Source organism: Clostridioides sp. ES-S-0006-03, assembly GCF_020662275.1.
In the GTDB taxonomy this organism is placed as follows: Bacteria; Bacillota; Clostridia; order Peptostreptococcales; family Peptostreptococcaceae; genus Clostridioides.
This window is the reverse complement of the sequence record NZ_JADGMM010000004.1, coordinates 56,801-82,274: the sequence shown is the minus strand read 5'-3', so window position 1 is coordinate 82,274 and position 25,474 is coordinate 56,801. Positions and strand designations below refer to the sequence as shown.

21 protein-coding genes and 1 riboswitch are annotated in these 25,474 nt (G+C 29.5%); of the genes, 6 read left to right on the top strand and 15 right to left on the bottom strand.

The window, feature by feature from the left end; translation table 11 throughout:
- Window positions 1-291 precede the first annotated feature (291 nt).
- The 7 genes from IR151_RS06605 to IR151_RS06575 all read right to left on the bottom strand — a co-directional run bounded on the left by IR151_RS06605 (window position 292) and on the right by IR151_RS06575 (window position 8,781).
- Window positions 292-2,532, bottom strand: coding sequence for an excinuclease ABC subunit UvrA (locus tag IR151_RS06605; protein ID WP_227433732.1), 2,241 nt, complete (start codon window positions 2,530-2,532; stop codon window positions 292-294).
- Between the two features lie 257 nt (window positions 2,533-2,789).
- Window positions 2,790-3,590, bottom strand: a complete 801-nt coding sequence (locus IR151_RS06600) for a PIG-L family deacetylase (RefSeq protein WP_227433731.1) — start codon at window positions 3,588-3,590, stop codon at window positions 2,790-2,792.
- Between the two features lie 358 nt (window positions 3,591-3,948).
- Complete coding sequence (hslO, locus tag IR151_RS06595) at window positions 3,949-4,824, bottom strand: Hsp33 family molecular chaperone HslO (RefSeq protein WP_227433730.1); 876 nt, start codon at window positions 4,822-4,824, stop codon at window positions 3,949-3,951.
- Window positions 4,825-5,039: 215 nt separating this feature from the next.
- On the bottom strand, window positions 5,040-5,786 hold the full coding sequence (locus IR151_RS06590; protein ID WP_227433729.1) for a class I SAM-dependent methyltransferase: 747 nt from the start codon (window positions 5,784-5,786) through the stop codon (window positions 5,040-5,042).
- Complete coding sequence (locus tag IR151_RS06585; protein ID WP_227433989.1) at window positions 5,773-6,006, bottom strand: small, acid-soluble spore protein, alpha/beta type; 234 nt, start codon at window positions 6,004-6,006, stop codon at window positions 5,773-5,775. Before IR151_RS06585 ends, IR151_RS06590 begins: the two co-directional genes overlap by 14 nt.
- Before the next feature lie 256 nt (window positions 6,007-6,262).
- Window positions 6,263-7,381: an N-acetyldiaminopimelate deacetylase gene (locus IR151_RS06580; protein ID WP_227433728.1), complete on the bottom strand. Its 1,119-nt coding sequence runs from the start codon at window positions 7,379-7,381 to the stop codon at window positions 6,263-6,265.
- Between the two features lie 206 nt (window positions 7,382-7,587).
- Complete coding sequence (locus IR151_RS06575; protein ID WP_227433727.1) at window positions 7,588-8,781, bottom strand: L-serine ammonia-lyase; 1,194 nt, start codon at window positions 8,779-8,781, stop codon at window positions 7,588-7,590.
- A gap of 323 nt (window positions 8,782-9,104) precedes the next feature.
- Here IR151_RS06575 and dapA (IR151_RS06570) point away from each other — a divergent pair, with 323 nt between their 5' ends.
- The 5 genes from dapA (IR151_RS06570) to dapD all read left to right on the top strand — a co-directional run bounded on the left by dapA (IR151_RS06570) (window position 9,105) and on the right by dapD (window position 14,145).
- Entirely contained in the window at window positions 9,105-9,986 is an 882-nt protein-coding gene (gene dapA / locus IR151_RS06570; protein ID WP_227433726.1) for a 4-hydroxy-tetrahydrodipicolinate synthase, read from the top strand.
- 77 nt (window positions 9,987-10,063) lie between these two features.
- Window positions 10,064-10,238, top strand: a riboswitch (Lysine riboswitch).
- Window positions 10,239-10,411: 173 nt separating this feature from the next.
- Window positions 10,412-11,413 (top strand): aspartate-semialdehyde dehydrogenase, encoded by a 1,002-nt coding sequence (locus tag IR151_RS06565; RefSeq protein WP_227433725.1) that lies wholly within the window; start codon window positions 10,412-10,414, stop codon window positions 11,411-11,413.
- Window positions 11,414-11,528: 115 nt separating this feature from the next.
- A complete protein-coding gene (gene dapA / locus IR151_RS06560; RefSeq protein WP_227433724.1) occupies window positions 11,529-12,416 on the top strand; it encodes a 4-hydroxy-tetrahydrodipicolinate synthase in 888 nt (295 codons plus the stop codon).
- A gap of 67 nt (window positions 12,417-12,483) precedes the next feature.
- A complete protein-coding gene (gene dapB / locus IR151_RS06555) occupies window positions 12,484-13,233 on the top strand; it encodes a 4-hydroxy-tetrahydrodipicolinate reductase (protein WP_227433723.1) in 750 nt (249 codons plus the stop codon).
- A 195-nt stretch (window positions 13,234-13,428) separates the two neighbouring features.
- A complete protein-coding gene (gene dapD / locus IR151_RS06550) occupies window positions 13,429-14,145 on the top strand; it encodes a 2,3,4,5-tetrahydropyridine-2,6-dicarboxylate N-acetyltransferase (protein WP_227433722.1) in 717 nt (238 codons plus the stop codon).
- Window positions 14,146-14,410: 265 nt separating this feature from the next.
- On the opposite strand, the gene IR151_RS06545 is transcribed toward dapD, so the two are convergent.
- The gene (locus tag IR151_RS06545; protein WP_227433721.1) at window positions 14,411-15,400 is read right to left on the bottom strand and encodes an SPFH domain-containing protein; all 990 of its coding nucleotides are present in this window, start codon (window positions 15,398-15,400) and stop codon (window positions 14,411-14,413) included.
- Between the two features lie 336 nt (window positions 15,401-15,736).
- Here IR151_RS06545 and dapB (IR151_RS06540) point away from each other — a divergent pair, with 336 nt between their 5' ends.
- A complete protein-coding gene (gene dapB / locus IR151_RS06540) occupies window positions 15,737-16,492 on the top strand; it encodes a 4-hydroxy-tetrahydrodipicolinate reductase (protein ID WP_227433720.1) in 756 nt (251 codons plus the stop codon).
- Window positions 16,493-16,683: 191 nt separating this feature from the next.
- On the opposite strand, the gene IR151_RS06535 is transcribed toward dapB (IR151_RS06540), so the two are convergent.
- The 7 genes from IR151_RS06535 to IR151_RS06505 form a co-directional block, all read right to left on the bottom strand.
- Window positions 16,684-18,117 (bottom strand): exosporium protein, encoded by a 1,434-nt coding sequence (locus tag IR151_RS06535; RefSeq protein WP_227433719.1) that lies wholly within the window; start codon window positions 18,115-18,117, stop codon window positions 16,684-16,686.
- A 123-nt stretch (window positions 18,118-18,240) separates the two neighbouring features.
- Window positions 18,241-19,458: a DUF4179 domain-containing protein gene (locus IR151_RS06530; RefSeq protein WP_227433718.1), complete on the bottom strand. Its 1,218-nt coding sequence runs from the start codon at window positions 19,456-19,458 to the stop codon at window positions 18,241-18,243.
- A gap of 56 nt (window positions 19,459-19,514) precedes the next feature.
- Window positions 19,515-20,048 (bottom strand): sigma-70 family RNA polymerase sigma factor, encoded by a 534-nt coding sequence (locus IR151_RS06525; RefSeq protein WP_227433717.1) that lies wholly within the window; start codon window positions 20,046-20,048, stop codon window positions 19,515-19,517.
- 257 nt (window positions 20,049-20,305) lie between these two features.
- Entirely contained in the window at window positions 20,306-20,845 is a 540-nt protein-coding gene (gene hpt, locus IR151_RS06520) for a hypoxanthine phosphoribosyltransferase (RefSeq protein ID WP_227433716.1), read from the bottom strand.
- Between the two features lie 315 nt (window positions 20,846-21,160).
- Entirely contained in the window at window positions 21,161-22,468 is a 1,308-nt protein-coding gene (locus tag IR151_RS06515; RefSeq protein WP_227433715.1) for a serine dehydratase subunit alpha family protein, read from the bottom strand.
- A 409-nt stretch (window positions 22,469-22,877) separates the two neighbouring features.
- Window positions 22,878-24,653, bottom strand: coding sequence for a sigma-54 interaction domain-containing protein (locus IR151_RS06510; RefSeq protein WP_227433714.1), 1,776 nt, complete (start codon window positions 24,651-24,653; stop codon window positions 22,878-22,880).
- 211 nt (window positions 24,654-24,864) lie between these two features.
- Window positions 24,865-25,434, bottom strand: a complete 570-nt coding sequence (locus IR151_RS06505; protein WP_227433713.1) for a class I SAM-dependent methyltransferase — start codon at window positions 25,432-25,434, stop codon at window positions 24,865-24,867.
- Window positions 25,435-25,474 lie beyond the last annotated feature (40 nt).

Sequence of the window (25,474 nt, the reverse complement as noted above, 5' to 3'; positions counted from 1 at the left end):
TCTTACTACACTAAGTAAATTATTCCATAAATTACATGTTAAGGTCATAATATCAAACTTTCAAGTAGACACTAAAAAGTAACTAATAGAAAATCCTACCTTGTCAATCTTCATGAAAATAATAAAAAATGTCAGAACCGTTAAAAAGTTGCTATTTAAACGGATTTCTGACACTATATTTAATTAAATTTGAATATTTATCATATTATTTATTATTGTTAAACTTAACTATCATATTATATACCCATTATATTTACTCATATATCATCTATATTTATAGTATTTTATTTATTATACTATATATTTTGCTGTTAGCGATATTTTATTGTTAGACAATTGTTTTGGAGTTCCTTCAAAGATTACTTTCCCACCTTTTGTCCCTCCCTCAGGACCCATATCAATAATCCAATCTGCTCTTTTAATTATATCTATATTATGTTCAATTATGATAACTGTATTTCCATTATCTACAATCTCTTCAATTATACTTATAAAATTTTCAATGTCAGCCATATGAAGACCTGTTGTCGGTTCATCTAATATATACACTGAACTTTCCTTATTTAATTCATTAGCAAGCTTTAATCTTTGACACTCTCCTCCAGATAATGTATCCAGAGTTTGCCCTAAAGTAAGGTATCCGATTCCCATTTTTTCAATGCACTGTAATTTCTTTTTAATCTGTTTTAGACTAAAAAATTCAATCGCATCTGAAACTGACATTTCAAGAATTTCTATTATATTTTGCCCTTGAAATCTATATTCTAAAACTTCTTTTTTAAATTTTTTTCCTTCACAAATATTGCAAGTACTTTTTATACTTTCCATAAATGCAAGGTTTGTTTGTACTGTTCCAGAGCCTTTACAATTATCACAAGCTCCTTCTGAGTTTGAGCTAAACAAAGACGCTTTAACACCATTTACTTTTGCAAAACTGTTTCTTATATCGTTCATAATTCCACTATATGTTGCTAAGCTTGACCTAGAATTAGCTGATACAGGGCTTTGGTCTATTAATACAGCATCTGTATTTTGCTTTAAAAATTCATGTTTAATTAATGTACTCTTACCAGCCCCTGCTACTCCTGTCACTAAAGTTAATACACCTTTAGGTATCTTTATAGATATATTTTTTAAATTGTTTTGATTACAATCTTTAACCTCTAAATATCCTCTATGTTCTCTTACATTTTCCTTAATAGAAAGAGCTTTATTTAAGGCATTTCCTGTCAATGTCCCACTTGAAAGCAACTTTTCATAACTTCCTTCATATACAACTTTACCCCCATACCTACCAGCTTTTGGACCTACATCTACAATGTGGTCTGCAATTTTAATAACATCTGGGTCATGCTCAACAACTATAATTGTATTTCCTTTATCACGTAATTTTCTTAGAAGATTATTTAATTTATAAACATCTCTTGGATGAAGACCTATACTTGGCTCATCAAAAATATACATCAAATCTACAAGGTTACTATTTAAATATTTTACCATCTTTACACGCTGAGATTCTCCACCTGATAGTGATGATGTTTCCCTATCTAAAGTTAAGTACCCTAGACCTATATCTATGATGTTATTTAGTTTTTCTAGTATTCCTTTAAGTAGAGGTTGTGCTTCTGGCTCATTTATATCTTTAATAACCTTAACTAATTCATCAAGTTGCATACTTGTCAAGTCTGCAATATTGTAGCCATTAATTAAAGATTTATATACGCTTTCATGAAGTCTTCTTCCATTGCAAACAGGACACTTGTCTTCTATAAGGAGTTTACTCAATTTTTTCTTAGTAGTCTCAGAAATTTCTCCTTCTTTACTTAGATATAGACGATTAAACTTAACCATTAAGCCTTCATATGTCATATTTATTTTTCCAGTTTCTTCTACTGTAATCTTTTCTGGCTCACCATATAAAAATTTTTTCAGCTCTTTCTCTGAATAATCACATATTTTCTTATCAATATTAAAGTATCCTGATTCGGCAAATATATTCCAGTGCCAAGAACCCACTCCGAAACCTAAAAGTAAAATAGCACCCTCATTTAGCGATTTATTCATATCAAGAATATGCTTCATGTTAGGTATTAGTTTTTTCCCAATCCCATGACAATCTGGACACATACCATTAACATCATTAAAGGAAAACATGTTAGCATTACCTATATGCTTGCTTCCAAATCTAGAATATAAAGCCCTTAAAAAGGAATTTACATCTGTGATAGTACCTAAGGTTGACCTTGAATTACCTCCAAGTCTACTTTGGTCTATAATAATCGGTGTTGATAAATTTTCTATACAATCAGCTTTAACTTCTCCATACTTAGGTAAAAAACTTCTTACAAAAGTACTAAATCTCTCATTTAATTGACGTTGTGATTCTTTTGCAATTGTTTCAAAAACAATAGATGATTTTCCAGAACCAGATACACCTGTAAATATAGTTATTTTTCTTTTTGGTATTTTTAATGAAATATTATCTAGATTATTTTCCTTACATTCTTTTAAAACTATAAATTCATTACCCATACTTTAACCTCCTAAATTGTTTTTATAGCAAATTATAGCACGTGACCTATCCCTTGGTTGTATACTGTAGGGTTTAAAATTTCATATAAAAAGTCTGTATAAACTTATTAATAGCATAAAAAAAGTACCTCAAAATGATTTTTAAAATCATAACTGAGATACTAAACCTTGTCTAATCATAATATATTCTTATTATTCTCAAATACTTTTTTATCATTAGTAAATAATATTTTTAAGATACCTTTATGTAAATTACTTTAATCTTCACTTAACACAGACGTAAGTTCAGGGTCATTTAAAAGGTTTTCAAAATAGCTATGTGCTGAGATATACCCTATACCATACATTTTTCGTTTTGAATTTACAACCTTATATTCATAACACGCACTTTTGACCTTACTATAATCATTAAAATTAGTTGCTTTATAAATAGTTCTTTCATTTCTTGGTATGTACTTTACATATTTTGGTTTTATAAAATACAAGTCATCTTTTATCTTACGTTCACGTTTAAGCTTCTTTAAAACTGCCCCATTTTTTCTATGCATTATATGGTCATCGTACTTATAATGATGAGCTATATGAGTGACATCACCCTTAAATTTATGTTCAAAATCTAATATTGTCTTTTCCATTAACTTATAATGTGTCCCCTCTTTTTTATCTATATCAGCAAGTATAATTATATTTTGTTGTTTTACTCCAAGCTCTTTTAGTGCTGACTTAAATTCATTGTTCCTAAGCTCTTCCTTTTGCTTCCTAGTTAAATTTCTAAATTTAGTATTAGCTCTAAAAACGTTCACTCCAGAGCCATCTGATACCAACACAACATATACATTATCAGTTCCACATTGTTTTATTGCATTAACAATAGCACTTCCTCCCCATAAGACTTCATCATCTTGATGCTGTGGGTAAAATACAGCATTAGATTTAAATTTTCTGCTATTGCTCTGTGGAATAGGTGTCTCAAGTTTACCATTAAGGTTAATAGCCATTATAAATATCATAAACAGTATTAATATACTTATGACTATGTGCTTTTTTTTGTTTTCCATTCTTAAAATTTTCTCCTTTTTATCAATTCAAATATCTTGTAAATTTTTGTTGTAAATAGGTTAAAATACACAAATTATTTTACAATAATTTGTAGCTTTATACAATCTTTGACACAAGGCACAATAAACTAAAAAAGCTCTCCAATCGCAATATTACAAATACTGCAATTAGAAAGCCCTTTAATTCTTAAAATTTATTAAGTTTATCTTTCTCAACATATCTTAGATTTCTTTCTTAACATCTTTTAACATATAATTCTTATTTTTAATGGATTATATTTAAATTTCTATATTAATACTGATATTTTAATATTCCACTATTAATGCTACTATTTTAATATTCCACATTCATTTTATTCTACATTTCCTTTAAAATTTCAATCAACTCTTCTTCACTATACATATATTTCTCGTTACAGAACTGACATCCAACTTCTGCCTGTTTATCTTCTTCTATTATTTGAGCCAAAGATTTTTTCCCTATTGCCACTAAAGCAGTTTTAACTCTTTCCTTTGAGCACTCACACTCAAATCCAACTTCACAAGTATCAAGTACTTTAGGCTCTAAACCATCTAAAACTCTATTTAATATATCTTCTGGTAAGTTTCCTTCCTTTAACATATTAGTTATTGAAGGTAATTTAGCTACATTTTCTTCTAATTTTGCGATAGTTTCTTCTTCTGCATCTGGCATTAATTGAACTATAAAGCCTCCAGCAAACTCAACTTCATCCTCTTTTGTAAGAACACCTAAAGCCACCACTGATGGAGTTTGTTCTGACACTGCAAAGTAATAAGTAAAGTCTTCTGCAATTTCTCCACTTACTAATGGATAAGTTCCATTATATGGCTCTCTAAGACCTAAGTCTTTAATAACTTTTACAACACCTTCTGTCCCCACTGCTGCTGCAACATTCAACTTTCCATTTGGATAATCTTCAACTTCTACATGAGGATTTCCTACATAGCCTTTTACTATCCCCTTAGAATTTGCTGTTGCGATGATAGTTCCAATTGGTCCACCACCTTTTATTATTACAGTCAATTTATCACTGTCATTTTTCATCATCAATCCCATTATAGATGTTGCTGTTAATGTTCTACCAAGTGCTGCTGTTGCTACTTTTGTAGTTTCATGTAATCTTCTAGCTTCTTCTACTGTATTTCTAGTAGTTGCAACAAATGCTCTAACTTGACCATTTCCTGATGTCGCTCTTAGTACATAATCTTTCATCTGTATTCCTCCACATTTTGTTAATCATACTATTTTTCTATACTATTATTTTTTTCTATATTACTACTTTAAATTACTTTAATTTTTAATACAGAAAACTTTACCTTTTTTATTTTTACCAATAATATTTTATACCTTCATCAATAACATTTTATATTTTCATCAATAATATTTTATATTAATAACACTTCTTTTTGTACACAACAATAAAAGCTTTATTTTTTACATACAAAGAATATCCTTTGACTTTCTTCATTAGGTTTTTCAAATGTAAAATCTCCATAAGATTTTATATCCCTAAATCCAGATTTTTTAAGCATATCAATTATTTCATCCTCAGTATATGCCCTTTGTTGATGTACTTCTTCAAATCTTTCAAACTTTCCATCTTCATCTTTAATAAAAAATGTCAGTTCCATTTCAATCAAATTTTCTTCATCATCAAAGTAATTTTGCCACATATAAGCTATCTCTTCTCTGTTTTCTCCATACATATTATTTCCTAATATATTGGCTAATTTATAAAATGAACTTATATCAAATATAAAGATTCCATCTTTCTTTAATAATTCATATGTTTTTGAAAATACATTTTCTAAATCATCATCATAAGTTATATAATTAAATCCATCACAAGCACAAAGTACACAATCCAAATCGGATATATCAAAGTCCAGCTCTGATATATCTTGTTGAAGTAAAACTAACTCTACGCCTTCTTTTTCTGCCTTTTCTCTTGCTACACTAAGCATTTCATCAGATATATCAATTCCAGCTATATCATAGCTCTTTTTAGTTAATGGAATTGTGAGATTACCTGTACCACATGCTAATTCCAATATATTTTTTACTTTTACACCTTCATTAGCTATTATATCTTCTATATATTTAACCCATCCATCATAATCAACTTCATTCATAAGTTCATCATATACAAACGCAAAATCACTATATTGACTCATCCTTTTTATTCTGCCCCTCCACAATCTTTCTCAGCCTCTTTTTGCGTGATGTAAGCATACCTCCAATTCTTCCAGCTTCTTTAGCTGTAAGTCCTGCCCACCCACGTTCTCCAACTTTGTCCATAAGACCTAGTTCAGAGGCTATCTCATATTTCATTATATCATCATTTGTCAATATTTTAGTATTCTTGCCATTAGTTATCTTCTTTTCTCTTTTCATATTTTCTTTCAAAAAAATCACCCCTTCTTATTTGTATTTTTGTCAATTAAAAGAAATTTATACAAATAAGTAAGGGGTATTTATCAATTCATATGTTTTTAAATGTAAGTATTTTAAATTTATGACTTTTTAAAATTATTCTTTCTAAGTATGTGTTATTTATAATTTTAATATATGTTATTTACAGTCTTACCAAAAAAATTGACCTTTTTATATAAGCTATCTACAACTTATTCATTACAAAACTGAATATATTTTAATCTATTGCTTTTTTATATTTTAATAGTTTTGCATAGACATTTAGTGCATTCACACATATTTTTTCATCAAAGTTAAAGTTTATATTATGAAGTCCATTTACAAATCCTTTTTTTTCATTTCTTGAACCCAACATAAAGAACAGTCCTGGAACTTCTTTTTGATAATAAGAGAAATCTTCTGATATCATAAGTGGGTCTAATTCTATGGCCGTATCCTTTCCAACAGCTTCTACAAACTCTTTATACAAGTCCTTATCATTTTTAACAGCTATATAATCATCCATAATATTTATATTTACCTTACAGTTATAAGACAATTCAAAGCCTCTAGCAAGTTCTTTAACTCTAAGTTTCATTCTCTCATACACTTCTGGATTAAAACATCTAATAGTGCCTTCCATCTTTATATTTTCAGCTATTATATTTCTTCTAGCCCCTCCTTCAATTCTACCTATAGTCAACACTGCATTGTCTATTGGACTTATATTTCTTGATACTATAGTTTGAAGTGAACTTATAAAGTTTGAAGCTATCACTATACCATCAATTCCATTTTGTGGCATAGCTCCATGTCCACTTTTAGATACTATTTCTATATCAATATCTCCTATTTGAGCCATGAAGTATCCTTCTCTTGTACCTACATAACCTTCTGGTAATTCTGGGTATATATGAAGCCCATATATCTCATCCACATTGTATTTTCTAAGCACACCTGCATCTATCAATGCTTTTGCTCCACCTGGCCCTTCTTCTGCTGGTTGGAATATAAATACAACATTATCATTTAAATCTTCTTTATTATCATTTAAATACTCAATTAATCCAAGCAATATAGTAGCATGTCCATCATGGCCACATAAATGTTTTACACCTTCTTCACTACGAAGACCATCTATATCAGCTCTAAAAGCTATATCTTTTCTTGGCCTTTTACCTTCTATCACACCTACTATTCCTGTTTCTAAATAAACTTCATATTCAACTCCTATTTTATCAAGATAATCCCTTATATATTTTGAAGTCTTATACTCTTTTCTTCCAATTTCTGCAATAGGATTTAATGCATTCCTATGCTTGTAAAGTTGTTCTTGTAAATACGATGCCTCTCTCATGTAATCTCCTCCAAATTATAATTTATTATAAAAATATTTCTATATCTCTTATAATTAAAATATTATATAATATACTTTCATATTTAAAAATAAAAAACTAAATTGAATATAAAAATATTTTGCATTATTAAATAATTCACCATTAATAATAATTCCCCTGTTTCATAAATCAAAACAGGGGAATTATTATTGAAAAATTTTTAATTTTAGCAAGAGAAGAAGTGTTTAGCAAGTCCACCTTTTGCAGTTTCTTTGTATTTATCCATCATATCGATACCAGTTTCTTTCATTGTTTCAACGACTTGGTCCAAGGAGACAGAATGTGAGCCATCAGTTAATAATGCATACTTAGCTGCATCATAAGCTCTTTGAGCTGCCATTGCATTTCTTTCTATACATGGAATTTGAACATATCCATATACAGGGTCACAAGTCATTCCTAGATGATGTTCAAGTGCTATCTCCGCTGCATATTCAATATGGTCTATAGTACCACCCTTTAAATATGCTACTGCCGCTGCTGCCATCGAACAAGCTGCTCCAACCTCACCTTGACATCCTACTTCTGCACCAGATATTGATGCATTAGTTTTTATTATATTTCCAATTATTCCAGCTACAAGTAATGCTTCAATTATTTTTTCATCATCGTATTTATAAAAATCTTGCATTGCAAAGAATATTCCTGGTATTACCCCAGCAGAACCACAAGTCGGTGCTGTAACTATTATATTACCAGAAGCATTTTGCTCTGAAGCTGCTAGTGCATATGCATATACAAGTGTTGAAAAACTTTTATCTTCTTGATACGCTTTATAAAAATTATTTGCTCTTCTTTTTAATAATAATTTACCTGGTATTACTTCATCTGTGCTTAGTCCATCATCAATAGATTTTCTCATAGCATCTTTTATAGTTTTTATATAGTCTTTTATATCAGATGGTTCACATTCTAACACAAAATCAACTAAAGTTTTATTATTTTCTTTACACCATTTTACTATTTCATCCATAGTGTCTAGGTGATATATACTATTGCTTTTACTGTTTCTTTGACCTTCTTCTGCTATAGTTCCTCCACCAACAGAATATACAGTCCATTCAGCTGTCACATTTCCATCTTTATCTAAAGCTTCAAACTTCATTCCATTTGGATGAAAATCTTTTATTATATCTTCCTCCCAAACGATTTCAACTTTCTTTGGAGCTATAGTTTTTTCAATTATATAATCTGTTAAGTGACCTTTTCCTGTAGCAGCTAAACTACCATATAATATTGCTCTAAAACTTTCTGCATCTGGATTTTCATTTTTAAATCTTTCCGCTGCTCTTTGTGGCCCCATAGTATGAGAACTTGAAGGTCCACTTCCTATTTTAAAAAGTTCCTTTAAAGTATCCATATTATTCCTCCTAAATTTTCTATGTTAATGCTTATTATTTATTTTTACGCACATATTTATTATAACCTAAATATATTAATTATTAGTTATTAAATTCGCATAAAATTTATTTTTTATTTCCATTTTGGTATATTTTATTAAATTAATATGCATATTTTGAGAATAAAACATTTATTTTAAATTTTTTTAATATTAATATAATATAAATATCTTACTTTATACAGTTAAGATATTAACTATACCTATTAAAATTAATTAATTTGTACTATAATTATTATTGTACTTAAAAAATTAAATTTAAATAAAAAAGGAGATTTGATTATATGTTATTTAAAGGTTCTGCTGTTGCTTTAGTTACCCCATTTATGGAGGATAACAATGTCAACTTTGAAAAATTAGGTGAATTAATCGAATACCATATTGAAAATGACACAGATGCACTAGTTGTTTGTGGAACAACAGGTGAAGCTACTACTATGAGTGAATCTGAGATTTTTGCTGTAATAAAATATACAGTTGAAAAAGTCAACAAGAGAATACCAGTTATAGCAGGTACTGGTTCAAACAATACTATGTTGTCTGTTCATATGAGCCAAGAAGCTGAAAAATTGGGAGTGGATGGTCTTTTAATCATAACTCCTTACTATAATAAGACTAATGAAAAAGGTCTTAAACTTCACTTTGAAACAATAGCAAAAAGCGTTAAATTACCAATTATTTTATATAATGTACCAGGAAGAACTAAGGTAAATATAAAGCCATCTGTTGTGGCTGAGCTTGCTAAAATAGATAATATAGTTGCTGTGAAGGAAGCTAGTGGAGATTTAGCTCAGGTTGCAGAAATAGCTAAATTAGTGCCTAAAGACTTCGCTATATACTCCGGTAATGATGATACTATACTACCTCTATTATCATTAGGTGGAAGTGGTGTTATCTCTGTACTTGCTAATATATGCCCTAAAGAAACCCATGATTTAGTAACTAAATTCTTTGAAGGTGACATTGAAGGCTCTAAAAAATTACAACTTGATATGGATACTTTAATTGACGCCTTATTTATAGAAGTAAATCCAGTTCCAGTTAAAACTGCTATGAATATTTTAGGTTTTAATGTTGGAGATTTAAGACTTCCTTTAGCTGAAATGGAAGAAGCTAATCTTAATGTCTTAAAACAAGAATTGACAAATTTTGGATTTAAATTTTAGCAATATTTCTATAAATAAGTTGATTTTTTCTAAAATATGTATTATTATTAGAATAATCAAATTTTAATATCCTATTAACCTAGGGTAGAGGTAGCTGTAAATAAGAGTATCCAATAGGAGCTGGCAAGCGTTAATGATTGGAAAAAGGATTTATAGCCGAAGAAAATATTTCTTGCAATAATATTTTCTGGGATTACACATAAGATGTGTAATACTGTCACTTATTTGTATAGGTGATGAGCTACAGGGTTTACTTTGAGTGATAAACTAGACGTACAAAGTATACCTTTGTACGTTTTTTGTATATAATTAAAGTTGTTAATATAATATTAAAGTTTTTAGACATATAAAAATATTAACATATCTTACTTGTATAGCTAAAATCAAATAATGTTTTAATAATTAAAAATTGGGGTGAATTTAATATGAAAAAAGTAAATGTGGCAATAGTTGGTGCTACTGGAATGGTAGGTAGAACATTTTTAAAAGTATTAGAAGAAAGAAATTTTCCAATAGAAAATCTATTTTTATTCTCTTCTTCTAAATCTGCTGGTTCTAAAGTAATGTTTTGTGGTAAAGAATATATAGTAGAAGAATTAAAAGAAACTTCATTTACTGATAGAGGAATACAAATAGCGTTATTCTCTGCTGGAGGAAGCATTAGTGAAAAATATGCTCCAATAGCTGCATCAAATGGAATCTTGGTAGTAGATAACTCTAGTCAATGGAGAATGAATCCAGATGTTCCTTTGGTTGTTCCTGAGGTAAATCCAGAAGCTATAAAAAAACATAAAGGTATAATAGCTAATCCAAACTGCTCTACTATACAAGCTATGGTTCCTCTTAAACCTCTTGATGACAAATACAAAATTAAGAGAGTTGTTTACTCTACTTACCAAGCTGTATCTGGTTCTGGTGTTAAAGGGGTTGAAGATTTAGAAAAAGGAATGACTGGTAATCCTACTGGATTCTATCCACATCAAATTTCTTATAACTGTCTTCCTCATATAGATTCATTTACTGAAAATGGATATACTAAGGAAGAAATGAAAATGGTAAACGAAACTATGAAAATACTTGATAACTACGACTTAAAAATAACTGCAACTACTGTAAGAGTTCCAGTAAAAAATGGTCATAGTGAATCTATAAACATTGAGTTTAATAATCCATTTGAATTAGAAGACTTAGTAAAAACACTTGAAGAAGCTCCAGGAGTTGTAGTAGTTGATAATCCTGCTAAAAATGAATATCCAACTGCTGTAGAATTTGATGATAGAGATGAAGTGTTTGTTGGAAGAATTAGAAGAGACTTTAGTGTTGATAATGGTGTAAACCTTTGGGTTGTTGCTGACAATATAAGAAAAGGTGCTGCAACTAATGCAATCCAAATAGCTGAAATGGCTATATCATATGATTTAGTATAGTATACAAATTTGTATAAATATATGATTTTGTAAAATATTAATAATAAGTAAAGATAAGCATTAGAAGTAACTGTAATATAAAACACAAAACTAAAAAAGAGGGGATTGATTTTTTATGATATTTAAAGGTTCTGCTGTTGCTCTAGTTACTCCATTTACAAAGGATAGCAAAGTTGATTTTGACAAATTAGGTGAATTAGTTGAATACCAAATCGCTAACGGTACTGATGCTATAGTAGCTTGTGGTACTACTGGCGAAGCTAATACTATGACTGATGAAGAACAACTTGCTACTATTAAGTATGTTGTTGAAAAAGTTAATAAAAGAGTTCCTGTTATCGCAGGAAGTGGTTCTAATGATACTATGCACTCAGTTAATTTAAGTCAAGAAGCTGAAAAATTAGGAGTAGATGCTCTATTAATAATAACTCCTTATTACAATAAAGCCAATAAAGCTGGACTTAAACGTCATTTTGAAACAATCGCTAACAGTGTTAAACTTCCAATTATACTTTACAATGTACCTGGAAGAACTTGTGTTAATATAAGCCCTAGTCTCATAGTTGAACTTGCTAAGATAGATAATATAGTTGCTGTAAAGGAAGCTAGTGGGGACTTAGGACAAGTTGCAGAAATAGCTAGCTTAGTTCCAGACGACTTTGCTATCTACTCTGGTAATGATGATACTATACTTCCTTTATTGTCTTTAGGAGGTCAAGGAGTTATATCAGTACTTGCTAATGTTTGCCCTCAAGAAACACACGATTTAGTAGCTAAATTCTTTGAAGGCGATATAGAAGGTTCTAGAAAATTACAACTTGGTATGGATGCTTTAATCGCTGCTTTATTTATAGAAGTAAATCCTATACCAGTTAAGACTGCAATGAATTTATTAGGATTCAATGTTGGAGATTTAAGACTTCCTCTAGCAGAAATGGACCCAGCAAACTTAGAGGTATTAAAGAAAGAATTAGTTAACTTTGGACTAAAAGTTAATGCATAGTACAAATTAATGCATGATAAAAGACTAAGTTTGGTCAAAAGTTAGCCCTTAATCATAGGAGGAAATTATGTTAAAAGTTATAGCAACTGGTTATGATGGAAAAATGGGCAAGATTTTAGCCGATACTATAAGAGATGATAGTGAACTAGAATTAGTTTGTGTTGCAGCTAGAGGTATGGATAGCTGTGAAGGCAATCTTAAAATTTATGAAGATATGAATACTATAGTTGAAGAAGCTGATGTAGTTATAGATTTTTCTCATCACTCTAATTTAGATAATATTTTATCTTATGTTTTAAAAACTAAAACTCCTTTAGTAATTGCTACTACTGGATATAATGATGAAGAAATTAATAGAATACATGAAGCGGCTAAAGTTATTCCTGTATTCCAATCATATAATATGTCTCTTGGTGTAAATGTATTAGTGAAATTGGTTAAAGATGCAGCTAAATTATTAGAAGGATTCGATATAGAAATAATAGAAAAACATCACAACAGAAAAGTAGATGCCCCAAGTGGTACAGCTGTTATGATTGCTAACGCTATAAAAGAGGTTTTACCAAACGTTGAAAATAATTATGGTAGATATGGGCGTAGTGCAAAAAGACAACCAAATGAGGTTGGTATCCACGCTATAAGAGGTGGAAATATCGTTGGTGAACATGATGCTCTATTTGCTGGAGATAATGAAGTCCTTACAATAAGTCATCAAGCTCAATCTCGTGGTATTTTTGCAAGTGGTTCTATAGCTGCTGCTAAATACTTGGTTAAACAAAAACCAGGATTTTATAACATGGATAGTATGTTAGGATAGTAAAAATCTATATCACAAGTAAAAAATATAAACAAGTAAAAATATATGATATAACAAATAAATTTACTCAATATTATGCTAAAATAATAATGCTATTAAAAAATAAATAATAGTAAGTATATACTAAAGTTGATAAATTAGTATATCTGAGTATATAATAAAAGAAATATAATGAAATACAAGGAGAATTAACAAATGGTAAATTTAAACGATGCTTATGAAATAGCAAGATATATAAAAGAAGTTAAAAAGAAAACACCTGTTAAAGTATATGTAAATACTAACTCTTTACATTTCCAATCAACTGATAAATTTAAAGTATTTGGAAACAATGGTTCTTATGTATTTGTAGGTGACTATGAAGATATAATGGAAGTATTAGATAAACATGGTAACGATATAATAGATACTCATGTGGAATATGATAGAAGAAATTCTGCTATTCCTCTAAAAAATACTTTAAGTGAACATGCAAGAATCGAACCAGGTGCAATAATAAGAGATATGGTTACTATAGAAAAAAATGCTGTTGTAATGATGGGAGCTGTTATAAATATAGGAGCTGTTATCGGTGAAGGTTCTATGGTAGATATGAATGCTGTTATTGGTGCTAGAGGTACTCTTGGTAAAAATGTTCATTTAGGCGCTGGTGCTGTTGTTGCTGGTGTTTTAGAGCCACCTTCTGCTACTCCTGTTATAGTTGAAGATGATGTTTTAATAGGAGCTAATGCAGTTGTTCTTGAAGGTGTTAGAATCGGTAAAGGTGCTGTTGTTGCAGCTGGTGCTGTTGTAACTACTGATGTAGAAGCTGGTGCTGTTGTTGCTGGTTCTCCTGCTAAAGTTATAAAAATGAAAGACGAAAAAACGGCTGACAAGACTAAACTTATGGAAGACCTTAGAAGCTTAGACTAATTATAAAATAATATTATTGATTAAAAGGTGTCTCTATATGAATTTAATTCATTAGAGACACCCTCTTTTTTATAGCTATTTAATTTATCTTTGTTACATCCCCTTAATTTACTTGCATGCAATTTAAACATTTTTAATTTATTGATTTTCTTACACTCTAATTAAAATATCCTTAATTTACTGATTTTCTTATATACAAGCTAATCACTCTTGATTTTATTACATATTAATTAAATACTCTTAATTTAATGATATTACTTTTATACTAATAAATTGAGCCACTATTTACTACTGGTTGTGCATCTTTATTACCACAAAGAACAACCAATAAATTGCTCACCATAGCTGCTTTATGTTCCTCATCTAAAGTCACGACATTATTCTCACTTAAATTAGTTAATGCCATCTCTACCATACTTACAGCCCCCTCAACAATCTTTTTACGTGCTGCTATTATAGCTTCTGCTTGTTGGCGTTGTAACATAGCCGCTGCAATCTCTGGTGCATAAGAAAGGTGAGTAATTCTTACTTCACATACTTCAATTCCTGCAATATCTACCCTAGATTGTAATTCTTTTTGTAATTTATCTGCTATCTCTTGACTACTACCACGAAGAGATTTTTCATCACCATCTTCAGACACATCATATGGATAAAGTCTTGAAACATTACGAATAGTTGAATCACATTGAATTGATAAAAAAGTATTATAATTATCAACATTAAATACAGCTTTAGTTGCATCTATAACTTTCCAAATTACAACAACACCTATTATAATAGGATTTCCTAATAAGTCATTAACTTTTTGTTTTTCATTATTAAGAGTCATTGTTTTTAAAGATACTTTCTTTCCTCTTGGATTAGAGGATATATCTACTTTTTCAGTAGATGAAGATTTTGATACATTAATTCCTGATGATGTTGGATTTACTGCTGAACAAAATGGATTTACCCAATAGTATCCTTCTTTTTTTATAGTTCCATAGTAGTTCCCAAATAAAACTAGAACTATAGCTTCTTTTGGGTTAATCATTTTTAGTCCAAAGCACAGTATAAAATCTATCACTATAAATAAAATACTTAAAACTAACATAAACGAACCTATTCCAGTAAATCCATTGTCAAGTTTTATTATTCCAAAAACCATAACACCTATTGAAACTACTAAAAACAAGATAATCATTATCAAAGCTACTACTCCATTAAATGCTTTAGCATCCTTTTCTTGATAAGTTTTTTCTTCATTTAACATAGCCACCTCTCCCATCTTATTATATTAAGTTAAGATACTTCTAATTTAATAATATCACTTTTAATGCTCAAATTGTTGGGTTTAAAATTAATACTCTAAATTTATATATTTTTAAAGATGCATCTTTATTAATTTTAATATAATAATATTGATTTTTAAGTAAATTTTATGATATACAAACTTATATTTAATATATGTTAAATATAAATAAAATTTTTTAATATCCAGCAAATTATAAGTTTATTATGACTAATATTATTTTATATAAATTATATTAGTGATAAAATAAACTTATAGAAATATAACAAATTTTTATTAATTTCATAGGAGGATTTTATGTTAAAAGTTATAATTAGCGGTTATAATGGAACGATGGGAAGAGTGTTAGCAGAATGTGTAAAAAAAGATAGTGAATTAGAGTTAGTTTGTGGTGTAGCTAGGTCTGCTGATGAAAATACTTATCATGGTGATACGAAACTTTTTAAGACAATGACTGATGTAACTGAAAAAGCTGATGTTATAATAGATTTCTCACATCATGAAACTTTAGACCCAATCTTATCATACGCACTAAAAAACAATACCCCTGTAGTATTAGCTACTACTGGATATGATGAGGATGAATTAAATAAAATAGAAAAAGCATCAAAAAATATTCCTATATTATTATCCTCAAATACATCTCTAGGTGTAAATATTTTAATAAAATTAGTTAAAGATGCATCAAAAATGTTAGAAAGCTTTGATATTGAAATCATAGAAAAGCATCATAACAGAAAGGAAGATGCTCCTAGTGGTACTGCTAATATGATAGCCAATGCAATTAAAGAGGTCTTACCTGAAAGTGAAAATAGATATGTAAGATATGGTAGAGATTGTAAAAGGAAATCAAATGAAATTGGAATACACTCTATAAGAGGTGGTAATATAATCAGTGACCATGATGTTATATTTGCAGGTGATAATGAAGTTCTTACATTAAGTCACCATTCTCAATCTGATGAAGTCTTTGCAGATGGTTCTATAGTTGCAGCTAAATTTTTAGTTGGTAGAAAGTCTGGACTTTATAAAATGTCAGATATATTAGGATAATTTTTTTATACATAATAAATCTCAATCTAGTTAAATATCCATATTTGAAAATTTGAATACTTAATAGATTGAGATTTTAACATATTTCTAAAGTTTATAACTTATATATCTTTCTTTTGCATATAAATATTCTCTTAGATATTATTTCACTTATTGTTATATAATCTAGTTTTCTTTATTTATCATATAAATTATTGTATTCTATATACTGATACATACCCAGCTGGAGAAGTACCTGTTGTTCCTGAGCCAAAGGTAAAACTTAAAGTCACTGCTGCTGCTCTAGCATCAACTAAAAAACTTAAACTTACACTTACATCTGATGAGGTAAGTGTATTTACTGCTTTTGCTACAAAGTTATTTTGAGCTGTTCCATTAAAGTTAGTCGTAATTGCCATAAACCCTGCAAGTGAAAGCGTAGCACGTATACCAAAAGATACATTATACACTCCTCCAACTGCAAGATTTATAGTACTACTTGTTGGTAAAGTTATATTAGTTCCATTTATAAATGATGAGTTAAATGTAACCAATGTGTTATTCACTAGGCTCGAAGAAGATACAGTAAATTGTGCATTGTTTGATGCTAATACTCCAGTTGCTCCTGTATTTCCTGTTGGACCTGTTGCCCCATTCGCTCCAGTTGCTCCTGTGTTTCCTGTTGCTCCTGTTGCTCCATTTGCACCTGTTGGACCTGTTGGCCCTATTGCTCCTGCTATTCCTGCTACTCCAGTTGCTCCTGTATTTCCTGTTGGACCTGTTGCTCCATTTGCACCTGTTGCTCCTGTTGCACCTGTTGCTCCTGCTACTCCTAATGCTCCTGTTGGGCCTGTTGCTCCCACTGCACCTGTTGCTCCTGTTGGACCTGTTGCTCCTGTCGCTCCTGTTGGACCTACTGCTCCATCTACTCCTGTTGCTCCTGTTGCCCCTGTTGGACCTACCTCTCCATCTGCTCCTGTTGGACCTGTTGCTCCTATTGCCCCTGTTGCTCCTGTTACTCCATCTGCTCCTGTTGCTCCTGTATTTCCTGTTGGGCCTGTTGCTCCTGTTGCTCCATCTGGACCTGTTGCTCCTGTTGCTCCATTTACTCCTGTTGCTCCTGTGTTTCCTGTTGGTCCTGTTATTCCATTTTCCCCTGTTGCTCCTGTTGCTCCTGTGTTTCCTGTTGGACCCGTTATTCCATTTTCCCCTGTTGCTCCTGTTGCTCCTATATTTCCTGTTGCCCCTGTCGCTCCTGTTGCTCCTGCTGGACCTGTTGCTCCTGTTACTCCATTTGCTCCTGTTGCTCCTTTGTTTCCTGTTGGTCCTGTTATTCCATTTGCCCCTGTTGCTCCTGTATTTCCTGTTGGTCCTGTTATTCCATTTGCTCCTGTTGCTCCTGTTGCCCCTCTAGGTCCTGTTTCTCCTGTTGCTCCATTTGCTCCTGTTGCTCCTGTATTTCCTGTTGGTCCTGTTATTCCATTTGCTCCTGTTGCTCCTGTATTTCCTGTTGGTCCTGTTATTCCATTTGCTCCTGTTGCCCCTGTTGCTCCTTTAGGACCTGTAGGACCAATTGGTCCTGTTGGTCCCGTTGGTCCTACATCTTGATATAAACTTGGACCTAAATTGTCTTTGTAATCATCCATATAATAAATCCTCTCTATTTTAAAATTAGAGCAATATTATATAAGTATCTAACATTGCTCTATATAATTATATGAATAGACAATTTATTATGTGATAATACATCTATTTACTTATGTCAACATCTATTTACTTATATCAACATCTATACTTTGATTTTTAAATTCTATTATATTATTAATTTCTTTACTCCAATCTTCTATTGTTGGCGTTATTTTTAGGTTTTTAACATCTTTCTTAATTTCATACTCTAAAGAAGATTCAATATAATTACCCTTAGAGTAACTTAAGTCATAACCTCCTGCTCCACTAAGTAATTCTAAATCTTTTCCTCTTCCATCTTTAAGTGCAAACTCAAGTATCTTTGGTGTATCATCACCTTTATTGAAATTATATTTGTTAGTTTTAAATCCATAAATCACTCTGATTTTCGTAGGAGAGACTCTTACTTCTTTTAAGACTAAATCCACATCAATATTTTTATTTTTTAATTTTACATTTTTATCTACATTATAAACTCTTGTATCTTTGACTATATTTGAACCATTTATACTTGTATTAAATGTCCAATTCCCGCTAAGATAGCCATTTAGGTGTTCACCCTCTACTCCTCCCATATTTCCTATCTCTATCTCTTTTGATGTTTTTATATCTTTATTTAATTCATACTCAACTTTATTTATACTTATATTTATATCATAGTCTTTATTTAAATCCACATTTTTTAGTAAATCAAAATTTTCAATATCGCCTTTTCCATCTCCATCTTTATCCAGATTATCAAGCTTACAAGTCATAACCATATTAGTAGTACCATCTTTATTTTTTTCTGATGTGGAAGGACCTGTTATTGAAACAAAATTCATATCTCCAACCTTTATTTTGATATCATCAATTCCTAAAAATCCTTCTTGTTTCTTTAATCCCAAAGCATCTTTATCAAGTTTGCTATCATCAACACTTATATTTAAAAATAATTCTCCATCGCCAAGCATAATCTCATTTAACTTTATATCTATTCCTTTATCTGTAGCAATATCATCTACAATATTTTTATAAGGTTTAAGTTCCTCAGTATCCTTATTAAAGAAATATTCTATCTGCTTTCCAAGATGTTGCATATATGCTAAGGTAGTTTCATTAGTAAATGCAGTTGAACCTAAAATAACCACTGATAATCCTCCTACTAAAGCATATCTCTTAAAATTATTCTTTTTACTATATTGAACCTTAGATTTCATTCTCTTCTTCATTTCATCTTTTTCTTTATTACTTAATACAACATCATCGTATTTTTCTATATCTATATTTGTTTCATTAAATAAATCAAATTTATCTTTCATAAAAATTCTCCTTTTATTCTATATTTTCTATATTTAAATTCTTAATTATCTTATCTCTAAACTTTCTTTTTATTTAAATGCAGCCTCAACTTCTTTCTTCCTCTTGATAATCTATTATGTAAGTTTTCAACGGTGGTTTCATTTTGTATAGCTATATCCTTTAGTGATATATCTTCTAAATAATATCTTCTAAAAATTTCTGCATCTTTATCATTTAATGTGCCTATAAGGTCATTTATTTCCTCTTCAATTTCTCTCATACTCAACTCTTTATCTATATATGGTATTTCTTCATGTTCTATATTTAAATAAGTGTTACTACTTATATACTTTTTCCTATAATTAATCGCTCTGTATTTAGAAATAGAACCTATCCAGTTTTTAAAAGAGTTTTTTTCATTATCAAATTTTTCTATGTTATTCCAAATTGCCAAAAGCACATCATCAATACATTCTTCCTCATAAATTTTAGCATTCATAAGAGTCCTTCTAACTATAGATGCTATAAAATTCCCATATTCATCTATAAGCATTTCCATACCCTTTTCTTTTTTCTTTATTATATTTTTAATTATCAATTTATCCTCCAAGTTAACTCCTCCTTTGTAAAAGCTTCTACAACTACTAATACAATTAAAAATCGTATTTCCTATCAAATTTTTAAAATTTTTTATATTTCCAAACACAGAATTAAAACTTGGATAAAACTATCAAAACAATTTTACTATGTTGGACTTATAGCTTGATATAAATAGAAGATAATTCCAAATCAGACCTAAAAATAAAAAGGTACCTCAATATAATTTATCAAAATCATATCGAGATACCTATAAAATTAAATAATTGCTTATCTATCTTCATCAGTTACATTAAATATATAAGGAACATTCCTATAGTAATCCCCAAAATCAAATCCATATCCTACTACGAATTTGTCTTCTATCTCAAACCCACAATAATCTGGTACTAAATCAACCTTTCTTCTGCTTGGCTTGTCTAAAAGTACACAACATTTTAAACTAGCAGGATTTTTAGCTTTTAGATGCTTTAAAACAAAATCCATAGTTAAGGCAGAGTCAGTAATATCGTCTACAACCAATACATCATATCCTTTTATATCAGTAGTTACATCTGAAACAACCTTAACTGTTCCAGTGCTTTCTTCACTGTTTCCATAACTAGAAGTAGTCATAAAGTTGACTCTAAGAGGTAAGTTTATATTTCTAACTAAATCTGCACAAAATATAAAACTTCCTTTTAATAGAGACACAATCATAAGATTTTTATCTTTGTAGTCCTTCTCTATAATTGCTCCTAATTCTTTTAATTTATCATTAATTTTTTCTTCTGAATACAATACTTCCCATTTTTTTGTTTCTATATCCATAAAAAGACCTCCAATTGTAATAATCCTTCTTAATTTTATAAGAGATTGCTCACTTTTTCAATACTCTTATTCAATATTAGCCAATATTATTGAGTTTTTAAGTATATTCAACAATTATTAACAAGATATTATCTATTTTAAGTAAATCATATATCTCTACTAAATCATATACTATATATTTTAGACAAAAAAGAAAAAACTTGCACTAGCAAGTTTTTCCCATTTATACATAATCATAATTTATTAGAGTGTACTAATTAAATTTATTTATATCAGCTTTACTATATATTGCAATATAAGAAATATTGTAATATATTAATCAACTTTATTCATGTCATTCATTACATTTAATATTATCTCATCTGTTATAGACATACCTTTATCACTTACTCTTCCTAAGTTTTGTATACTTTGCTCAACACTTGAACCAACTATACCATTTAATGGTGGTACAAAACAGTCTTGCTTAGCTATTATAGCACTTTGTATTGCAGCAGATGCAGCAGATGATAATTTTAATGCACAACCAGCTTTTGCTCCGTCGCATATCATTCCACTTAAGTCAGCTATCATATTTTCTATTGCACCTTCTATTTGTTTTTCGCTTCCATCCATAAGCCAAGATATACCAGCAGTTGCTCCAGTAGATGCTGCAACTCCACAGCCACATACAGCAGATAATCTTCCTGTATAATTCTTAATATAACCAGTTACTAAATGAGATATAGCTAAAGCTTTTGCTAGTCTTTCATCAGATTGTGGGAATTTTTTGTTGTAAGCAACAATTGGAAGAATTGCTGTTAATCCGTGATTTCCACTACCATTTGAACTCATAACAGGCATTTTTACTCCTGCCATTCTTGCATCTGAAGCTCCAGCAGTTAACATCATTGCATAGTTTATAACATCATTACCTAAAAGACCTTCTTCCATAGACTTTTTGATTCCGTATCCAACACCAATTCCAGTCTTTTGTTTCAATCCATATTCAGCCATTTCTTCATTCATTTTTACTCCATCTAGTAAAAACTCTATATCTTTGAAATCAATGCCTTCTACATTCTTTATTAATTCTTGTATAGTTACAGTATCCATTAAGCTCTCAACTTTTTCTGCTGAAGCATTTGAAACTGATACTTTTGGTTCATTATCCAATAATACTTCTCCATCTTTTTCTAAAAATGTAAAGTTATCATGTTTAGTTCTTATTCTAACTTTAGCATTATGATTTGCTCCTTTTAATGCAACTTCTATAAAAACTTTCTCTCTTGTATCAGCAGGTGTTATTGATAAAGGAGTATTGTCCATATAATCTTCTGCTATTTTAACTTCTTCCTTTGTTAAAGTTTCTAATACACTTAATCCGTTTTCAGAATGTCCTCCTATTATCCCTAGAGCTGCTGCTATTTTTAATCCTAATCTTTCAGTTCCTGGTATACCTACACACATACCATTTTTATAGATACTAGGGCTAACTAACATATGATTTTCTACTATTTCTTCTCCTAGTAATTCTTTTGCCTTTGCACATGCTAGAGCTAAAGCTACTGGCTCAGTACATCCTACTGCTGGTTTAACCTCTGCTTTTAACATTTCCACTAATTCTTTTCTTATATCTCTCATTATATATAAACCTCCCAATTAAGTTTAATTTTAGTACTTAAATAATTTTATTAAATAATTTCTTATCTATATTTATAGCAAAATACATGCCACATTTTTTGTTTTTTTCAATTTTTTCACTTTGATATTGTATATCCATTGAAATAACTGCTTTTAATTATATTTTTTTTTACTCAGATATAGATTTTATTTTTTTTTTACTCGCTAAATAGACGACAATTTCGCAAAAAGACAAAAAAAAATCTCAAAATGAGATTCTATATCATTTTGAGACGATTATTATTTTAATAGTTACTATTTTTTAGATTCTCAGGATTTAAGCATCCACTACTCTTTATAGACTATTGTTATTTGTTTACATTTAAATTTTATATCACTTTTTATTGTATTCTTATATTACTTTATATCACTAAGAAATTATATTGTATTTTTCAATTTTTCTATATAATGTGGCTCTTGATATTCCAAGTGCCTTGGCTGTTAATTCTTTATCTCTTTTATAATCTTTGTATTTATTTAAAGCTTTTATTATCTCAATTTTCTCAAGTTCTTCTAATGGAATTATCTTATCACTTCTAACTTCTAATTCTTCTATTGATGTATTTTTAATCTTCTGAGGAATTACATTCATCGTAATTATTGGAGATGAAGACATATTCACACTGTATTCAATAATATTCTGCAATTCTCTTATATTCCCTGGCCACCTATATTCAATCATAGCATCGACAACCCTAGTATCTATATCGATAACATTTTTATCTAGTTTTTTTGAGTATTCTCTAATCATATGCTTTATTATAAGTGGTATATCATCTTTTCTTTCTCTTAAACTTGGGAGCTTTATTGGTATGACATTTAATCTATAATATAAATCTTCTCTAAAAGTTTCATTCTGAACCATTTTTTCTAAATCTTTATTTGTCGCAGCAATAATTCTTACATCTATAAGAACATTAGATTTACTACCAATCTTGTTGAGCTCTTTTTCTTGTAATACCCTCAACAACTTTGACTGTAAATGCAAGCTCATATCTCCTATTTCATCTAAAAATATGCTTCCTTTATGGGCTATTTCAAACATACCAAGTTTTCCACCTTTTTTAGCCCCTGTAAAAGCACCTTCTTCATATCCAAATAATTCACTCTCTAATAAATTATCTGGTATCGCTGCACAGTTTACAGCTATAAAAGGATTATCTACCCTATTACTATGGTTGTGTATAGCTCTTGCAAATAGCTCTTTACCTGTTCCACTTTCACCAGTAATAAGTACTGTTGAAGTAGATTTAGAAGCCATTAAGGCTTCTTTTTTTGAATTTCTTATAGCCATACTCTCTCCAATTATATTTTCCAGTTTTATCTTATAATCTTTATTCATCTTATTGTAGTTTTTTATAGCATCTCTTTTATCTATAAAGTCAATAACATATCCTTTTAGTTCATTTTTTAATACTATTTTATTGATGTTATATATCCCTTTTGAATCATATCCGTATCTCCTATAAAAAAAGCTACATGATTTGTCCTTCTTAAAGTTATTTATAGAAGGTTTCTTTATAAAATCTAACTCAGTGAATATATCTTTCCCAGTTATATTGTCCTTTAGATTGAAAAGTTCTTTAAACTTTGAATTATATTTATCAATCTTACCATCTACATCAATGGACACAACAGCTTTATCCATATTGTTTAATAAAGTCTCTAATTTTTTCTTTTCTAATTCCAGTTCGTACGTTTTAATTTGAGCTTTTAGTTTATTGGATATCAAGTCTGCCATCTTACATAAAAAGTTTATAAGTCCACTTTTATTATTTTCTATAATCTGTGCTTGTTCTTTCGTAAATGCTATAAGACCTATAACACCATGAGACTCTCCATCACATATAATTGGGCAACATACTTCTGCAAACTCCACACAGACATTATTTTTATAACATTCTCTACATATATCACTGCTCTTTGGGTCATCAATTAGTATTGTAATTTGTTCTGTAAGTGACTTTTTAAAAGCTGTATATTTATCTACTTTTTCACCTATTTTATCTACATATATACCTGTACCCGCAATCCTAAATAAGTCTCTATTTACTATAGTTACATCTATATTGAGTACTGAAACTATAGCTTCAGCTATGTTCTGAATATCAGATTTTATATATTCTAAATCTATCATAGTTATCATTCCTTATTTTTTCTTAACATAAGTATTTGTCTTATTTCCTTAAGGATTAAATATATCTTATTTAAAGTAAATTGAATTGACATTAGGATTACAAAGAGCATAACAATTATTATTAACTCATAATTTATTTCCATATCTACATCTCCTTATAACAAAAGACTAGGCTTAACCTAGTCTTTTATATTATATCCATATTTATATTTTAACTCATTTATCTTCTTTTTCCCACATAAATATATTTTAATTTATTTGACTCTTTAATCATACCATCAAAATTTAATCTTGAAAATATATTAAATACTTCATGTGGATAGTGAATCTTTGCTACAGAACCACAAAATTTATGCTTAAGATAGTTTAGTTTAACTTTTAAATTTTTTAAGTTTAAATCTTCTAATATAACCTCTCCATTACCTTTTAAAACTCTTTGTATTTCAGATGAAGCTTTTTCACAATCTGTAATAACATTAAATTGGTCTACTATTATTATCTTGTTGAACTGATTATCATCAAACGGCAAAAACTCTAACTTACCTTTAACTACATTGCAATTTTCATTATATACTAAAGAATAACATACATCTTCATAGTTACTATTCTCTAGTATAGTTACAGAAGTACCAAGACCTCTTAATCTCTTGCCTAGGTTTCCTATATGGCCAACAAGCAATATTTTATCCCCTACATTATACTCAATTGTATCCAAAAAACATTCTAATTCATCAGATGTATATTTAGCTTTAACTGGCTGTCTATTTATCTGATATAATATGCTTTTCACAATGCTTCACCTCTTCATTTTCTCAATTATAAATTATGTA

Bases quoted from the DNA above. Each gene is read 5' to 3' on its own strand.
- IR151_RS06605 (WP_227433732.1), bottom strand. From the start codon at position 2,532: ATGGGTAATGAATTTATAGTTTTAAAAGAATGTAAGGAAAATAATCTA.
- IR151_RS06600 (WP_227433731.1), bottom strand. From the start codon at position 3,590: ATGGAAAACAAAAAAAAGCACATAGTCATAAGTATATTAATACTGTTT.
- hslO (WP_227433730.1), bottom strand. From the start codon at position 4,824: ATGAAAGATTATGTACTAAGAGCGACATCAGGAAATGGTCAAGTTAGA.
- IR151_RS06590 (WP_227433729.1), bottom strand. From the start codon at position 5,786: ATGAGTCAATATAGTGATTTTGCGTTTGTATATGATGAACTTATGAAT.
- IR151_RS06585 (WP_227433989.1), bottom strand. From the start codon at position 6,006: ATGAAAAGAGAAAAGAAGATAACTAATGGCAAGAATACTAAAATATTG.
- IR151_RS06580 (WP_227433728.1), bottom strand. From the start codon at position 7,381: ATGAGAGAGGCATCGTATTTACAAGAACAACTTTACAAGCATAGGAAT.
- IR151_RS06575 (WP_227433727.1), bottom strand. From the start codon at position 8,781: ATGGATACTTTAAAGGAACTTTTTAAAATAGGAAGTGGACCTTCAAGT.
- dapA (WP_227433726.1), top strand. From the start codon at position 9,105: ATGTTATTTAAAGGTTCTGCTGTTGCTTTAGTTACCCCATTTATGGAG.
- IR151_RS06565 (WP_227433725.1), top strand. From the start codon at position 10,412: ATGAAAAAAGTAAATGTGGCAATAGTTGGTGCTACTGGAATGGTAGGT.
- dapA (WP_227433724.1), top strand. From the start codon at position 11,529: ATGATATTTAAAGGTTCTGCTGTTGCTCTAGTTACTCCATTTACAAAG.
- dapB (WP_227433723.1), top strand. From the start codon at position 12,484: ATGTTAAAAGTTATAGCAACTGGTTATGATGGAAAAATGGGCAAGATT.
- dapD (WP_227433722.1), top strand. From the start codon at position 13,429: ATGGTAAATTTAAACGATGCTTATGAAATAGCAAGATATATAAAAGAA.
- IR151_RS06545 (WP_227433721.1), bottom strand. From the start codon at position 15,400: ATGTTAAATGAAGAAAAAACTTATCAAGAAAAGGATGCTAAAGCATTT.
- dapB (WP_227433720.1), top strand. From the start codon at position 15,737: ATGTTAAAAGTTATAATTAGCGGTTATAATGGAACGATGGGAAGAGTG.
- IR151_RS06535 (WP_227433719.1), bottom strand. From the start codon at position 18,117: ATGGATGATTACAAAGACAATTTAGGTCCAAGTTTATATCAAGATGTA.
- IR151_RS06530 (WP_227433718.1), bottom strand. From the start codon at position 19,458: ATGAAAGATAAATTTGATTTATTTAATGAAACAAATATAGATATAGAA.
- hpt (WP_227433716.1), bottom strand. From the start codon at position 20,845: ATGGATATAGAAACAAAAAAATGGGAAGTATTGTATTCAGAAGAAAAA.
- IR151_RS06515 (WP_227433715.1), bottom strand. From the start codon at position 22,468: ATGAGAGATATAAGAAAAGAATTAGTGGAAATGTTAAAAGCAGAGGTT.
- IR151_RS06510 (WP_227433714.1), bottom strand. From the start codon at position 24,653: ATGATAACTATGATAGATTTAGAATATATAAAATCTGATATTCAGAAC.